The 15,702-nt window shown below is 65.0% G+C and carries 12 protein-coding genes and 2 pseudogenes; 4 read left to right on the top strand and 10 right to left on the bottom strand.

Annotation, left to right across the window (positions count from 1 at the left end; all coding sequences use genetic code 11):
* The first annotated feature begins 7 nt into the window (after nt 1–7).
* Nucleotides 8–730, top strand: a complete 723-nt coding sequence (locus tag RM190_RS20450; protein ID WP_311761330.1) for a transporter substrate-binding domain-containing protein — start codon at nt 8–10, stop codon at nt 728–730.
* Here the strand turns inward: RM190_RS20450 and RM190_RS20455 are convergent.
* From RM190_RS20455 to RM190_RS20490, 8 genes are all read right to left on the bottom strand, one after another.
* The gene (locus RM190_RS20455) at nt 727–1,950 is read right to left on the bottom strand and encodes an MFS transporter (RefSeq protein WP_311761331.1); all 1,224 of its coding nucleotides are present in this window, start codon (nt 1,948–1,950) and stop codon (nt 727–729) included. The genes RM190_RS20450 and RM190_RS20455 overlap by 4 nt on opposite strands.
* Nucleotides 1,947–3,374, bottom strand: a complete 1,428-nt coding sequence (locus RM190_RS20460) for an aldehyde dehydrogenase family protein (RefSeq protein WP_311761332.1) — start codon at nt 3,372–3,374, stop codon at nt 1,947–1,949. The genes RM190_RS20455 and RM190_RS20460 overlap by 4 nt, the downstream gene beginning before the upstream one ends.
* A 1-nt stretch (nt 3,375) precedes the next feature.
* The gene (locus RM190_RS20465) at nt 3,376–4,260 is read right to left on the bottom strand and encodes an aspartate/glutamate racemase family protein (protein ID WP_311761333.1); all 885 of its coding nucleotides are present in this window, start codon (nt 4,258–4,260) and stop codon (nt 3,376–3,378) included.
* A complete protein-coding gene (locus tag RM190_RS20470) occupies nt 4,257–5,012 on the bottom strand; it encodes an SDR family NAD(P)-dependent oxidoreductase (RefSeq protein WP_311761334.1) in 756 nt (251 codons plus the stop codon). The genes RM190_RS20465 and RM190_RS20470 overlap by 4 nt, the downstream gene beginning before the upstream one ends.
* Complete coding sequence (locus tag RM190_RS20475; protein ID WP_311761335.1) at nt 5,009–5,524, bottom strand: flavin reductase family protein; 516 nt, start codon at nt 5,522–5,524, stop codon at nt 5,009–5,011. Before RM190_RS20475 ends, RM190_RS20470 begins: the two co-directional genes overlap by 4 nt.
* Before the next feature lie 106 nt (nt 5,525–5,630).
* Nucleotides 5,631–7,169, bottom strand: a complete 1,539-nt coding sequence (locus RM190_RS20480; RefSeq protein WP_311761336.1) for an acetolactate synthase large subunit — start codon at nt 7,167–7,169, stop codon at nt 5,631–5,633.
* Nucleotides 7,170–7,191: 22 nt separating this feature from the next.
* Nucleotides 7,192–8,334: an LLM class flavin-dependent oxidoreductase gene (locus RM190_RS20485; RefSeq protein ID WP_311761337.1), complete on the bottom strand. Its 1,143-nt coding sequence runs from the start codon at nt 8,332–8,334 to the stop codon at nt 7,192–7,194.
* A 1-nt stretch (nt 8,335) separates the two neighbouring features.
* Entirely contained in the window at nt 8,336–9,115 is a 780-nt protein-coding gene (locus RM190_RS20490; protein ID WP_311761338.1) for an alpha/beta fold hydrolase, read from the bottom strand.
* Nucleotides 9,116–9,225: 110 nt separating this feature from the next.
* Between RM190_RS20490 and RM190_RS20495 the strand changes: the two genes are divergently transcribed.
* A complete protein-coding gene (locus tag RM190_RS20495; RefSeq protein ID WP_311761339.1) occupies nt 9,226–10,125 on the top strand; it encodes a LysR family transcriptional regulator in 900 nt (299 codons plus the stop codon).
* A gap of 753 nt (nt 10,126–10,878) precedes the next feature.
* Here RM190_RS20495 and RM190_RS20500 read toward each other — a convergent pair.
* The gene (locus tag RM190_RS20500; RefSeq protein ID WP_311761340.1) at nt 10,879–11,766 is read right to left on the bottom strand and encodes an NAD(P)-dependent oxidoreductase; all 888 of its coding nucleotides are present in this window, start codon (nt 11,764–11,766) and stop codon (nt 10,879–10,881) included.
* A 213-nt stretch (nt 11,767–11,979) separates the two neighbouring features.
* On the opposite strand from RM190_RS20500, the gene RM190_RS20505 reads away from it, so the two are divergent.
* A complete protein-coding gene (locus RM190_RS20505; RefSeq protein ID WP_311761342.1) occupies nt 11,980–12,813 on the top strand; it encodes an FAD-binding oxidoreductase in 834 nt (277 codons plus the stop codon).
* Nucleotides 12,798–13,160, top strand: a pseudogene (locus RM190_RS20510) (transposase); the annotation flags it as partial. The gene RM190_RS20505 and the pseudogene RM190_RS20510, both read left to right, overlap by 16 nt.
* A 256-nt stretch (nt 13,161–13,416) precedes the next feature.
* On the opposite strand, the pseudogene RM190_RS20515 reads toward RM190_RS20510, so the two are convergent.
* A pseudogene (locus tag RM190_RS20515) lies at nt 13,417–14,642 on the bottom strand (IS5 family transposase).
* Nucleotides 14,643–15,702: the final 1,060 nt, after the last annotated feature.

A 15,702-nucleotide genomic window follows, 5' to 3' on the forward strand; every position in this document is an offset into this window, starting at 1 on the left:
ATGAACCATGACAGAGGCCACTGAGCCACTGACACCGACAGGGCGGCTTCGCGTCGCCCTGAACTTCGGCAACCACCTGCTGGCGCGGCCGGGCGAGCCGCCAAACGGACTGACGGTCGAGATGGCGTATGAGCTTGCCGCCGCGCTTGGGGTCGAAGTCGCGTTCACCGGCTATGACAAGGCGGCCGACGTGTTCGAGGCGGCGGGTCGCGACGTCTGGGACATCTGCTTTCTCGCGAATGATCCGGTCCGCGCGGCGCAGTTGGCCTTCACCCGCCCCTATGTGGCGCTGGAGGGATGCTTCCTCACCCGCTCCGACGCCGACGCCCGGTCGGCGTCGGAGGTGATCGCGCAAGGCTTGCCCATCGCGACGGCGCGGGGCAGCGCCTATTCGCTGGGCCTGATGCGCGTGGCGGGGGCGGGTCAGATCCGTGTCTACGATGACGGAGCCGCAGCGCGGGCCGCGTTCGAACGGGGCGAGGCCGACAGCCTCGCCGGGATCAGGCAACGGCTGGAGGAGATGGCCTCGGCCCAACCCGAAGGATTGCGGGTGCTTGAGCCGCCATTCGTCGAGATCCGTCAGGCGATCGGCACCGCGACCGGCAGACCGGCCGCGGCGCGGTTTCTCGATACCTGGCTGGCGGGGCTGATCACCTCGGGCCGGCTTGCCGCGATGGCCGCGCCCTGGGGCCTCGCCGAGGCGATCCCGAACGAGGCGGGGGCGCGTTAGCGCCCCTGTCGAAGCAGCGCCAGCCCGGAAAAGACCAGCATCACCGCGCCGCTTGTCAACACGGGAAGCGTAAGACCCAGACGGTCCGCGGCGGCGCCGACCGCGAGGGCGCCGAACAGCGGGCTGCCGCGTGAGAGCAGGGCGAAGATGCTGACCGCACGACCGCGCATCCGGTCCGAGACCGTCATCTGGATATAGGTCTGCGTCATGATCATGCCGCGCGTCATGAAGCAGCCAAGCACCGCCATCGCGCAGACCGCCGGCACCGCCGCAGTGCTGAAGGCAAGGACGCAGACCGCCAGCGAGGCGATCACCCAGCAAAGCTTGATCTTTGGGACCAGCCAGGAGGGGTCTGCGCCGGGGTTCACCGTCAGCCCGGACAGCACCGCCCCCGCCGCCATCGTCGAGGACATGACGGCGACGCCGATCGCGGAGACCTCGAAGCCGCGCGCGGCGAAGGCGGGCACCAGCTCGACCATCGAGCGCAGGAAGACGCCCGACATCAGCAGGAAGACAAGAACTTCCGGCATGACCGGGATCCGCCAGAGATAGACCACGCCATCGCGGATCTCGGACAGGATCGAGCCGGAGGGGCGCGGGGCGCGCTGCTCCTGCGGGTCGGGGACGATCAGGAAACAGGCCAGGAAAACCATTTGCATCGCGGCACAGAGGAAGAACACCGCACTGATGCCGAAGTAATAGATCAGCCATCCGCCCATCGCCGGGCCGATCAGCCGGGCCATGTTGACCGTCACCGCGCCGACCGCGACCGCCCGCCCCGAATCCTCGCGCGGGACGAGGCTTTGCAGCAGCGCCAGTCGGGCAGGGTGGCTCAGCGCGATCGAGATGCCCTGAAGAAGGACCAGCACCAATATCGCCCGTGGCCCGAGCATCCCTGCCAGTTCGAGCCCGCCGAACACCAGCGCGGCAACGGTCGTGACGCCGTAGCACCCGCGCACCAGCCGGTAGCGGTTGACCCGGTCGGCGATGGCCCCCCCGACAAGGCCGATCAGCGTGGCGGGAAGCAGGTCCGCCGCCGAAAGGAAGCCCAGCCACAGGGTCGAGCGGGTCAGTTCCCAGACCAGCCATGCCAGCGCCACGCGCTGCATCCATTGCCCGGTCAGCGCCATCAGCCCGCCGCCCACGAAGACGGCATAGTCGCGATGCCGCAGCACCTGAAGCGATCCGAACCGTGCCGCAGCGGGCGAGGACGACCTCATGGCGCGCCGTATCCGACGATGCCCTTGATCTCGAGGAAATCCTCCAGCCCGAACTCGCCCCATTCCCGGCCGAGGCCGGATTGCTTGAAGCCGCCGAAGGGCGCACCCGGATCGCGCGCAGGGTAGTTGACATGGACGGTCCCGGCGCGGATTTGCCCGGCCACGCGGCGCGCCTCCTCGCCGTCGCGGCCCGCCACATATCCGGCAAGGCCATAGATCGTGTCATTGGCGATGCGGACCGCGTCCTCTACATCCTCATATGCCAGAAGGGTCAGGACCGGGCCAAAGACCTCCTCGCGCGCGATGGCCATGTCCGGGTGGGCGATCAGGATGGTGGGGCGCGCATGGTAGCCGTGATCGAGGCCCGGCGGCCGCCCGGTGCCCCCCGCGACCACCTCCGCCCCCTCGGCGATGGCGGCAGAAATCATGTCCTGCACCTTCAGGAATTGCGCCCGATTGGCCAAGGGACCGATCGCACCGGGGCGCGACGGATCGCCGACGGCAATCCCCTCGGCCGCCTCGCGGGCAAGCGCGCGCACCTCGTCCAGCCGGTCGCGCGGCACCAGCATGCGCGTCGGGGCATTGCAGGACTGGCCGCCATTGGCCATGCAGCGCGCGACGCCCTTGGCCACGGCATCGCGCAGATCGACATCGGGCAGCAGGATATTCGCGCTCTTGCCGCCCAGTTCCAGCGTCACGCGCTTCACCGTGTCGGCGGCGGCCTTCTGGACCAGCACGCCCGCGCGGGTCGAGCCGGTGAATGAGATCATGTCGACGCCCGGATGGGTCGCAAGCGCCGCGCCGACACCCGGCCCGTCGCCATTGACGAGGTTGAAGACCCCGGCGGGCACTCCCGCCTCGTCCATGATCTCGGCCAGAAGGGCCGCGCTCAGCGGGGCAAGCTCGCTCGGCTTCAGGATCATGGTGCAGCCCGCGGCGAGGGCGGGGGCGATATTGCACAGTGTCTGGTTCAGGGGCCAGTTCCATGGCGTGATCATTCCCACCACGCCGATGGCTTCCTTGGTGATCAGCGTTGTTCCCTGCATCCGCTGCCATTCGAAGCGGTCCAGCACGCGCAGGATTTCCTCCAGATGGGAAATGCCGCCGGGAACATGCACCTCGCCCGCGAAGGGCAGCGGTGCGCCCATTTCCTGCGATATGGCGGCGGCTAGGTCAGCCGCGCGCGCAAGGCAGCCGTCGCGCACCCGCCGGATCAGCGCCGCCCGCTCGAGGATGGGCAGGGCCGAAAATGCCGGGAAGGCGGCGCGGGCAGCGGCGACCGCCTTGCCCACGTCGGCGGCCGAGCCGAGGGCGACCTGTGCGACCCTGCGCCCGGTCGCGGGATCGACGACATCCGCCAACGCTGCGCCGGGCTCGGGCAAAACCCATTCGCCGCCGATATAGAACCGATCGAGGCCTCGCATGTCAGACCAGCTTCTTGCGGCGGCGGCGTCCGGGCCGGTCGCCGGGATATTTCAGCCCGCTTGCCGTCACCCCCATGTCGACCATGGCCTTCGCCATCGAGATCGCGCATTTGTAGCCATGCAGCACCGGCACCTCCCAGCCCATCTCGTCCAGCCGCGACTGGATGAAGGGTTGCAGCCAGAAGAGGCCCGAGCAGCTCATGAAGATGACCTCCGCGCCGTCTTCCTCGATAGCGGCGACGGCCTGCTCGACCGCTTCCTCGACGGCCTCTGAACGCTCGCCGGCGCGGGCCTTGGCGCGTTCCTCATGCAATGGCCGGCCCGAGGGGCAGCCGGGGCGGTCATGGGGGAAGTAGATCAGGCGGATCGAGGCGCAGCGCCGGTCCATCCGGTGTTGCAGGATCAGGTTGGCGTAATAGCTGCTGTGGCTTTCGGCGAGGTCGATGACCCCGAACCTGCTGCCCAGCATCGTCGCGACATGCATCTGCGACCATGCGCAGGACGAAACCGGGATGCCATAGGGCCGGGCGATCTCGCAGGCTTCGTGAAAGCCCGGCTCGCCCCCGCCCAGAAGGACGATGGCGTTGTATTTTCCGCTCTCGCAGGCCTCGCGCACGATGGGCAGGCGCGCCAGACCGGAATGCATGAACTCCTGCCGGTTCTCGACCGGCCAGTTGCCATAGGTGGTCAGCGCGCCGCCATGCACCTCCCAGTCGACCCCCTCCAGCATCGGGGCGAGGATGGGATAGTCCATCACGGTCTGCTCCTTCGGACCGTCGAGCTTGCGATGCAGATAGGGGCTGTCCGCCGGGAGCCGGAAACCCTGGATCAGCAGGAAGCGGTAGCGCGAGGGCGTGGCGGTCATGTTCGTTCCCTTGTCCGTCATTTCGCGGTCAATCCGCCGTCCACGACCAGCACGTGGCCGGTGACGAAGTCCGCGCCGGCCAGATAGGAGACGGCATCCGCCACATCCTCGGGTTCGCCGAAACGGCCCAGCGGGAAGCGCGCCATCAACGCGTCGCGCTTGGCCGGATCGGAGAGGCCCTTGCGCGTCGGCGTCACGGTCGAGCCCGGCGCAACCGCGCTGACGCGAATGCCGTGGCCCGCCCATTCGATCGCCAGCATCCGCGTCATATGCCCGACGCCCGCCTTCGCGATGCCGTAGGTCGAGCTTTCCGGAACGCCGTGCAGGCCGTGGGTCGAGGCGATCGAGATGATGGCGCCGGGCCGCCCCGCCGCGATGAGCCGGGCCGCGAATTCGCGCGACATCACGAAGGTGCCGGCGAGGTTGATATCCATCACCCGGTTGAACTCCTCGCGCCCGACCTCCAGCGCGGGCTTGCGGAAGGGGATGCCGGCATTGTTGACCAGCAGGTCGATCCGTCCGAACCGTGCCAGCGCCGCGTCGATGCCCGCCGCGATGCTGGCATCGTCGCGCAGATCCAGCGCCGTGGTCAGAACCTGGCGGCCGAGCGCCCGGATCTGGGCAGCGGTTTCCTCCAGCATCGCTGTCTCGAGGTCGAAAAGCGCGAGGTCATAGCCATCCCGCGCCAGCCGCAGCGCCGCCGCCGCGCCGATCCCGTAGGATGCGCCCGTCACCAGCGCGACCGGCGCCGATCCTTTTCCGTCTTCCGTCATGCAACTCCCCTTTGCATATCGCCATGCGGCGCACCGGCCCGAAAACCGCCGAACTGGCCCGCGAAGAACACCAGCGGATCGCCGTCGCCGCGCAGGCAGGTAGTGACTTCACCGATCAGGATCTCGTGGTCGCCGCTGCTCACGACATTGCCCAACCGGCAGATGACCGTGGCCAGCGCGCCATCGACCAGCGGAACGCCTGAGGCATCATCGGTGCAGGACGTCGCGTTGAAGCGCGCGGCATCGCGCCCGACAAAGCTTCTGGCGGCCGCGGTCTGGTCATGGGCCAGCAGGCTGACGGCGAAATTGCCGCTGTTCTTGATCGCCTCGCCCGTCGGGCTGCCGTGATTGATGCAGACCAGAATCTGCGCCGGATCGAGGGAAACCGAGGTCAACGAGTTGATGGTCATCCCGAAGCGCCGGCCGTCATGGGCGGTGGTCAGGATCGCGACCCCGGTCGCGAAGCAGGACATGGTCTGGCGGAACTGGGCCGGATCGGTGACTTGGGCCATCGTCTTTCTCCGTTTCGAGAGGGTGGCTTCCTGACCAGAATGGCACCGCAAGGGCCGAGCGATAATATCTTCAATGATCAAATCATTCGTTCCTGAAATTCCGAAATTACAGGATGACTTCGATCAGGTTCGGTCCGGGTTCGGTCAACCGGCGCTGCAAGGCGGCGATCAGCCCCTCGCAATCGGTGACGCTTTCGGCGGGAACGCCCATGCTTTTCGACATGCCCACGAAATCCAGCGTCGGATTGTCGATCGAGAGCATGGCGCGCGCCTTCTCGCCCGGCTCGCCCGCGCCCACGCCGGCAAATTCCTGCCGCAGGATCTGATAGGCGCGGTTGGCGAAGATGATCGCAGTGATGTCCAGCCCCTCGCGCGCCTGCGTCCACAGGGTCTGGGGCATATACATCGCGCAGCCGTCGCCGGAGAGGCTGATGACCCGCCGGTCGGGGCAGGCGATCGCCGCGCCGGTCGCGACCGGCATCCCGAAGCCGATCGATCCGCCCATGTTCTGCAGCCAGTCATGCGGTCGGGCGCCTGCGGTCAGCGCGAAACTCTCGCGCCCGGTGGTGACGGATTCGTCGACCACGATGGCATTTTCCGGGATGAGGGCACCCAGAATGCGGGCGATGCTGACGGGGTTCAGTTCGCCAGACGGCAGCCCGTCCTCGACACGCTGCTGAACCTGCGCATGGCGGGGCAGGGCGCCGACCGCATCTGCCAGAGCGCGCAGCGCCGCCAGCCCGTTCAGACCGCGCGGTGAAAGCTCGGTCACCTGCGTATCGGGATGCTTCATCTGGCTGGGCTTGTCGGGATAGGCAAAGAACGAGACAGGCTCGCGCGTCTCGACCGTGACGATCTGCCGGAACTCGGCCAGCGCCTTCAGCGCGGCATCGACATTATAGGGGATGCGCAAGGCCGTGACGCGACCCGCGCCGCGCTCGGTCCGGGCGCTGAAGAACTGGGTCGCGAGCGTCGCGCCCGTGCGCCCCGCGATGCGACCCGCCAGTTCCAGCGCCTCGCCCCGCATCGACTGGCCGCCGATCAGCAACATGGATTTCTGACCGGAACGCAGGGCGCGCGCCGCGGCCTCGACCGCGTCGAAATCCACGGCGTCCTGCTGGTCGGCCGCGGAAAGGCTCGCCACGCGCCCGCCTTCGTTCCAGGCGGTATCCCCCGGCAAAATCAGCGATGCGATGCCCGAGCGGCGCGCCACCTCGATGGCGCGGGCGGCATCCCCGCCGATGGCATCCGCCCCGCGCGAGGTATGGACCCAGTCGGATAGCGGCCGCGCCAGCCCCTCGATGTCCGAGGCGAGGGGGGCATCGAACTCCAGATGCCAAGTCGCATGCTCGCCGATGACATTGACCATCCCCGACGCCGCCTTGCGGGCGTTGTGGATGTTCGACAACCCGTTCGCGAGGCCCGGCCCCAGATGAAGCAGCGTCGAGGCCGGTCGCCCGGTCATCCTGAAATAGCCGTCCGCCGCCCCGGTGGCGCTGCCTTCGAACAGCACCAGCACCGAGCGCATGCCCTCGGTGCGGTCCAGCGCCGAGACGAAATGCATCTCGGACGTGCCGGGATTGGCGAAACAGACATCGACCCCCGACCCAACCAGAGTTCTGACCAGACTTTCCGCGCCGTTCATGCCTTATCCTTCATTGTCTTGTTCAGCGCGCGTGCATGGCCGCCGAGGTCGCGCCGACGCCGGTTTCGGCGCGGGCGATGGCGGCATTGACACGCGGCATGACCTCCTCGGCCATCAGTTGCATCGAGCGCCTGGCCAAAGCGGGCTCGACCCAGTCCATGCCGGCATAGACGAGTTCGCCGAAATCGCCGATCTGCTCGCGCAGCGCCAGGATCTGGTCGACCACGCTATCCACGGTGCCGCGGATGACAAGCTTGTCGAGCACATAGTCGAGGGTGATTTCCTCGTCCGGCTGCTCGCGCGCTTCCTTGAACAGCGGCAGGCGACCGATCTTGGTGAACTTGGTCAGCATCTGGTTGTAATAGAAGCGGTAAGGGCTGCGCAGGTCTGCGCCGCCATAGCGCTGCGCGGTTGCCTCGTCATCGGCGACAAAGACCGTGCGCGCCACGCGCCAGTCCGAGGGATCGGCGACCGCGCCGACCGACTCCTTGCCCTGTGCGTAATTGTCCCAATGCGTCTTGGCCCATTTCGACTGGAGGAAATTCGCCGAAAGGGGATGGAAGTCGCGCTTGCCCATCAGGACGACGCCCGGCGAGAAGGGGGCGACCACCGTGCCGACGATCTCGGGCCGGGGAAGCTGATAGGGCTTGCCCAGATGGCCGATGCCCATTTCCGGCCATGCCGTCTGCTCGGTCGTGACCTTGAAGCGGTTGTCGGGCAGGTCGATGCGATAGGGCGCCTCGCGGTTCCATATCTCAAGGATCACGTCGATCGCCTCGGCGAACATCTTGCCGCGATCCTGATCGAGCTGGCCAAGCGCCTCGGCATCCGAGCGCAGGTTGCCGGGGCTGATCCCGAAGATGAACCGTCCCCTCGACATATGGTCGAACATCGCCGCGTTCGACGCGATCAGCGTCGGGTGCATGTAGGAGAGGTTGGTCGTCCCCGTCGCCAGCTTGATATTCGTGGTCGAATGGATCAGCGAGGCCTGAAACAGGATGCTCGAGGTAATGTTCTCGACCCGGTCGGTCAGATGCTCGCCGATGAAGGCGTCATAGAAGCCCAGTTCATCGGCCAGAATGACGGCGTTGCGGTCCTCGTCGAGTGTTTCCGCCCAGGGCCGGTGCATCGGGTGCATCGGCATGGCGAAGTAACCGAGTCTCATGTCATTTCTCCTGAGCAGCGGCTTGCAGGCATTCTTGCGCGATGATGTCCACGAACCTCTCGGGATCGTCGATCATCGGGAAATGCCCGCAGTTTTCGATGATGTGCGTCCGCGCATCCGTGAGCACGGCATTGAATTTCCCGGTCTTTCCGACGGTCGGGCTGCGGTCGCCAAAGACCAGCACCTGCCCGGCGGGAAACCGTTCCAGATCAGCGGCGATGTCATATTCGCGAAGCGCCCACATCACGCTGAGACAGGTCTTGGACCCCGCCTTGGCGCGGTCGATGTTCCAGCGCTGCATCAGTTCGGGGGTCGCGTCGCGCAACCGGGGCGCGACCTTTTCCCGGGACTGGGTAACGGGCGCGTAATTCGCCTCGGTATTGTGCCAGTTGCCTTTCCATTCCTCGGGCGACCGGAACGGGCATTCCACCACGAAGATACGCTCGAACCGCTGCGGGTGATGGGCGCCGAGGGCCACGCAGATCGCCCCCCCGATCGAGGCGCCGGAGACGATGGCGCGGTCGATGCCCAAGGCATCCATCACCTCGATGACCGCGTCGGCATATTCCCTCACGGACATGTGCCGCATCAGCGGATCGCTGTCGCCCTGTCCGGGCATGTCCCAGGCGTAGACCTGGAAGCGTTCGGCAAGCGCGTCGATCACATGCTCGTATTCATAGGCCGATCCGCCATTGCTGTGCAGAAGCAGCAGCGGAGTTCCTGCGCCGGCGGTCAGCAGATGGATCCGGCCCTGGGATGTCTGAACGAAAATATCCTGCATGCGTCACTCCGCCTTAACTTCTTTTTTCGGTATAGCGAGGAGTGTTGCAGGACAAAATTGCACTAGTTAGAACATTACCTGTGAAGAATATTCCGGAAAGTTGGAACGCCATGAACAAATTCGCCGCCTTCCACTCCTTCGTCACGGTCTGCGAACAGGGCAGTTTCACCGCGGCAGCCAAGAAGCTTGGAACCTCTGCATCCACGGTCACTAAAACCATCAGCCGACTGGAGGACGAGTTGCGCGTGCGTCTTTTCAATCGCACGACCCGGCAACTGGTCCTGACCGAATCCGGGCAGGAATTGTTCGAGCGGGCCAAGCGGATCCTTCAGGACATCAACGAAACCGAAAGCATGATGCGTGTGGTCAGCAAATCGGTCCAGGGCACCGTCCGCATGGTCGTGCCGAACCTGTTCGGACGGCTGACGCTGGTGCCCGCGCTGGCCGAATTCTATGAGCTTTACCCGGACGTTAACCTGCAAGTGCATTTCAGCGACCGGCCCGTCGACCTGATAGAGCAGGGCTTCGATCTGGGCGTGCATACGGGTGAGCTTGGCGATTCAAGCATCATGCGACGGCAGCTTACCCGAGGCCCGATGATCACCGCTGCCTCGCCCGAATATCTGGAACGGCACGGCATTCCCCAGAAGCCGGAAGACCTGATGCATCACAACTGCATCCACGGCCGATTCGGCCTAGACTGGACCTTCAGAAGCGACTCTGCCAGCCGACAACGCATCAGGGTGTCGGGAAATCTGGCCGTCTACAACGGCGATGCTCTGCGCGAGGCCGCGGTCATGGGTCTCGGCATCGTTCACTCCTCGTGGTGGGCGCTGCGTCACGATCTGCAGGCAGGCAGGCTGTGCCCGGTCCTTGAGCCCTATCAGGTCGAGGGTCATGCCGTCTCCGTCATCTTCCCGGCGGGACGCCATCTTCCGGCCCGCGTCAGAGCGATGATCGATTATCTGGCGCGGATTACCGCTTCCGGTCCGGAGGCGAGAGTGCCGTAAATTCTGCTCGATGAAAAACCTGGTACATCTTGGTATACAACTTCTCGATCTCACCAGCTGAGAACTGCGGCTCGGCGGATGAAGCGCCGCCGACGGCGGCCGCCATGTTCTCGATCGCGGGGCGTGTCCAATCACTGATCATGTCGGATGGATATCGTATTTCTTCGCCAGCTCAGCCTCGTCTTTCCTCGCGGATGGCCTCACGAGCCACCTTCGCGTTGAACTCCGCAGAATAGCGTTTGCGTTTCGTCATTTCTGGTCGGCCTTAGGCGCTAAAACTTAGCCCTGCCCGAGTTTTTGCGACCACCTCTGTCCGCAACGGCGTGTGCGATCCGTGCAACTTCAGCTTCTAGCATAATGACAATGGCAGCGTCATGGCGCATTCGTGTCCTCTCAACTGGTGGCGCAGTTGCGGTGGGTTCAGGTCATGCACACTGGTTTTAGTCGCCTTTGTAAGTGACGACAATTGCGGCGCAAATCGCGTTCCTGGCGTCCTGCGCTGGCACCGCTTTACTAAGGCGTGCGTTAGGTGCGCTGGGTCAGCATGGTCCTTTGCTGCGCCGCGCCTGTCGCGACGCTCCGGGACGTTGATGCCCACCGCGACCACTACGCTTTTCTGGGAGCGGCCCATTCCGGCGCCCGGGTCCAACGTTCGGATGCCGAGCCGGGGCTTGTCGCCACGCCAGCTACATTCGAGGTGTTCCGGTCGTTGCGACCCGCGAGAACTGGCGCTTCATTTTGCGACCGAAAGGGTCAGAGCCTTTCCAGGAGCGCATCGGCGCGGGATGCGAATTCCGCGTCTCCTGCCGCCAGCTCCAGATCGCCGACGCGTTGCTGCCAGTCGGCGGTCGCCGCAGCCAGCGCGTTGGGCAGGCCCAGTTCGGAAAGCGTTGCCGCCACCTCTCGCATCTCGGCGGCGCGACGGCGCCCATGAACCATCATCCGTTCAGGATTGTAGGCGGCCTGTTTGGGCCATTCGATGCCGGGATTCGACGCCTGAAGCGAGGCAAGGACCTGCGCCTCGACCCCGGCACGGCGCGCGGCAAGCAGGCATTCAGCGGTCAGCGCCTCCATCCCCTTGATCATCACCGAACGGATCATCTTGATCGAGGAGGCGTCGCCCACGACATCGCCCGCGACCGTCGCCTGCATGTCCAGCGCCGCCAGAACCGGGGCGGCATCGGCGGCATGCGGGCCGGCGATCAGCAGTGGCGTGCGATGCAGTTTCGGATGGACCGGGGCCATGATCGCCATGTCGACATAGCGTCCGCCCGCCGCCTCGACGATCCCGCCCGCCCGCTGTTTCGCCCCGGGCGAGCAACTGTTGCCGTCGAACCAGAACGCCCCCGGCGCAAGGAAGGCGGCGGATTGCGTCGCCGCCTCGAGGGCGCGATCGGCGGTCACCAGGCTGAAGACGACCGTGGCCGCGGACAGCGCTTCGGCCCGGCTTGCGCCCAGTGTCACGCCCGAACGCGCGGCCCGCGTCTGCGGCAGGGCGGCGGCGGCGGGATCGTCGCATTTCGTGTCGAAGGCGCATACTCGCCCCGCCGCGTCGGAACCCCAGCCGGTCGCGAATGCCTCGGCGGCCTCGCCGAATCCGACAAAGGCGATGGCGCCTTGCAGGGTGTCCAGATCAGTCATGCAAATCCCTCCTGTTTGGGAAAGTGCTAGCACCGCCGCCCGGCAAGGCAAGGTCCCATAGCCCATGCTTATGATGCCGCACGCGCTTCGGAATTGCGCCCGACCGCCCCGGCGGCCAAAAGCGGACCGGTTCGGCAATGCGGAGGGCGAATGATGCGCGATCGGTTTTTGAAACTGCTGGGGCCTTCCGGCTGGCGCTCCACCGCCGAGGAGATGCGGCCCCACGCCCGCGACTGGCTGGACCGGCACGGCGAGACGCCGCTGGGCGTTGCCCTGCCTGCCACGACCAGCGAAGTCGCCGCGGTCCTGACGCTTGCCCGGGAAATGGGGCTGACGGTGACGCCACAGGGCGGCAATACCGGATTGAACGGCGGCAGCGTCCTGTCGGCCCAGGCGCAGGGAATAATCCTTTCGCTTGCCCGGATGATCCGAATTCATGTGATCGACCCGATCGGGATGACGGCGACGGTCGACGCGGGCGTGGTCCTGCAGAACCTGCATGATGCGGTGGGAGAGCAGGGCCTGATGTTTCCGCTGCACCTTGGCTCGGAAGGCAGCGCCCAGATCGGCGGGTTGATCGCGACGAATGCCGGCGGCAGCCTTGCCGCGCGCTACGGCATGATCGAGGCGCAGGTCCTGGGGCTTGAGGTGGTGCTGCCCGACGGCTCGGTCTGGGATGGGATGCGCGCGCTGATCAAGGACAATGCCGGCCTGCAACTGCGCAAGCTTTTCTGCGGGGCCGAGGGCCGTCTGGGCGTCGTCACCCGGGCGATCCTGCGTCTGCATCCCGCGCCGCGGGCCAAGGCCACCGCGCTGCTGGCGGTCGCCGATCTGGAAACTGCGCTGAAACTGGGTGCGGACCTGCGTCGCGAGGCGGGCGAGATGCTGGTGGCCACCGAGTTCTTCAGCGAAACCGGGTTCGAGATGCTTTTGCGCCATGTGCCCGCGCTGTCCCGACCGATCAAGGCGAATGGCCCCTTTTTCCTGCTGGTCGAACTCGCCAGTTCGTGCAAGGGCGTCGACCCCGAGGCAACCCGCGCCAGTTGATGGCCTATCTGGGGCTTACGCCCTCGGAGCATTCCAGCGGTTCAAGCCAGCGCCGGGGCGGCATCACCAAAGCCGGCAGCGGTCTCGCGCGGCGGGCCCTGATCGAAGGGGCCTGGAGCTATCGCATGCAGGCCCGTGTCAGCCGCAAGCTCCATGACAGGCTGGAGGGATTGCCCACGGCGGCCCGTGACATCGCCTGGAAGGGACAGTTGCGGATGTGCCAGCGCTATCGTCATCTGGTTGCGGCAGGAAAAGCCAAGGTCGTCGTCACCACGGCCATAGCGCGCGAAATGGTCGGCTTCATCTGGGCCATCGCTCGGGCCGTGACGCCGGTCCAAGGCCGCTGAACTGCGGCCAGCGAAGAAAACAACGCCCTGATCCCGTAGATGCGCAAGGTTGGGGGCGGAACGCGGTGGGGAATCCTCGTGCCCTGTTATGAGCCGACATGTCGACGCTCGCTTTTAGACCGAGGTAGCCCAAGACAAAACCACGGTAATGCGGTAACCAACCCGCGCATGAGAGCTTGCTCAACCGTCGTCTCAGTTCCGTCTCCTACCTTGCGCATCAACATCTCAACGCGTCCGGCGTAAGCCGGAATAGGTGCTATGGAGCAAAGGCTTGACAACGATCATGAGAGCAGGGTGCTGAAAAAGGCCGCCCCGAGGAACGGTTTCCCTCTACGCGGATGCTGGGTGGGGCTACCATTGTCAGCGTGAAACGGGCCCGCACGCGCTCGATGCCCCGATAGAGGGTCTGTGCCATGCCGCCGACGGTCTTAGCCCAGCCGAAGGGCTCCTCGATCTTTTCCGGCGCCGCTGGGATTTAGCGTAGCCGGGGTGCCGGGTGGTTCGTCCGTCGATGGCTGAATGGCGGGACTTTTGCGCGACATGCGGCGTCACCACCATCTGGCGGAGTTCGGCGACGAAGTCGGCGCTGTCGTAGCCGCGGTCGGTTGCCAAGGTCAGACGTCGTGTCGATCCGGGGGAGTGGCGATGAAGCATATCGATGGCGGCACGGCGTTCGGCGTGTCCATCCGCCCGTGTGAGATCGGCCTGCACGATCAGGCCGGAACGGTTCTCCATCAGGCTATGCCCCATGAAGCACAGCATTGCACCGGCGCCAGGAGACTTCTTGAACAGCCGGGTCGCCGGATCGGTCATCGACGCATGGGTCGCGTTGGAGCGCCTTTCTCCACGGAAATCGACTTCGGCGTTGCGACTGCGTTGTCTTGGGCGGGTCATCGGTTCGGGCTCAACGGTGGATTGGTCAGGGGAGGATGTTGGCGATATACGGTCACCTGGCGGATCACCCGGATCGTCGTCCCCGTTGGGCACCTCGTTGCTCTTCGGCTGGAAGCTCTTCATCGAGGCCCAGGCCTCCACTAGCGTGCCATCGACTGAGAAGTGATCGTCGGACAGCAGCGGCGCTACCTCTCGATGCGCCAGGATGGCGGCCATGATCTTGCGGGACATATCCGTCGTCAGCAACCGATCGCGGTTCTTCGTGAACACCGTCGGAACCCAGACCGCATCGTCGATGCCCAGGCCCACGAACCAACGGAACAGCAAGTTGTAATCCATCTGTTCCATAAGCTGCCGCTCGGATCGGATCGAATATAGGATCTGAAGCAGGCTGGCCCTGATCAGCCGTTCCGGTGCGATGGAGGGACGGCCCTCACCGGCGTAGAGCCGGCCGAACTCGCCATCCAGGGAACGCAGCGCATCGTTGACGACGGACCTGATCTTGCGCAGTGGATGCCGCGCCGGGATCCGCTCCTCAAGATCGACGTAGCTGAACAGTGATCCTGTAACCTCGTCTGATCCGCGCATCGCCAGCTCCGTCCATGCCGTGGTAGCGATGAATCATGTTCCATGAAGGGCGTCGAGGCTGGAGTTTTTCAGCACCCTGTTAGATTTGACTTCTACAACATGCCGTAGCCTTGTCAAACGTACCGGAATGATATTTTGCCAACCGTTATCTCGGCCAATTCGGTATCACCAATAGCTCAAGGAAGAGAGGTTGCGGTATTATGCTACCTTTTTACGGGGTAATCCGAGTTATGTAATAAGTAATTGGCGTTTCGAGCGCCAGCTCTGCCGGGCGCGCGGCAAGCAGAGGCGGACTTCGCTCGGCAATCACAGGCGATCCTTCTTCAACGTGGCCCCGATCCCGAAGAAATTTCGAACGCAGTTTCCTACCTGCTCAGGGCGCGGTCAGTGACGGGGCAAAATGATCTGCGTCGACGGAGGGCAGCACCTTGCATAGTAGACGCCCGATGCTGTCGTCCCGGAATAAACCGACGACGTTTCGACAGGTGAGAAGGCCATGGGAGTACGAGCGGAGACGGTCACTCTGATCTTTTTCAATATCTTCCTTTGAGTCTTCTTGGCTGTGCTCAGATCCAAGCTATGTGGCCTGCGATCGCCGTGGGCTTTGTTTATCGATGCGGGAGGGCATCGGTGTCGTAAATCCAGCGCGTTATTTGGCATGACGAGTAGCCCTACCTCGCAGAACTGCAAGACCATGGGATGGCCAGTCTGTGTTGCGGCCCTTTAATTGCGGATCTGGGTCAAGTCTATCAGATCGACCCGACGAAGGACACGCGCCGCAAATGTCACCTCGAGCGCGCATTTCTGGTCCGGGATGAAAGCACCTATCTGCTTTTCCCCTGCTCGATCCCCGGTTCCGAGGAATTGACTAAGCGCGGACGGACCGAGATCGTCCGTAAGGCGCAACGCCCGTCCTAGACACCGACCCCCAGCATGCGCCGGCGCGACCCGACCCTGCCGCAAAGCGTCGCCGGCGGCATCCCGGTCTCGGGGGGGTTGAACTGGCCCCCTTTTCGACCGGACACTTGGGCATAATCATGGAGGCTTAGGCATACGCCTG

The sequence above is a fragment of the Paracoccus broussonetiae genome, assembly GCF_031854425.1.
Lineage (GTDB): Bacteria > Pseudomonadota > Alphaproteobacteria > Rhodobacterales > Rhodobacteraceae > Paracoccus > Paracoccus broussonetiae.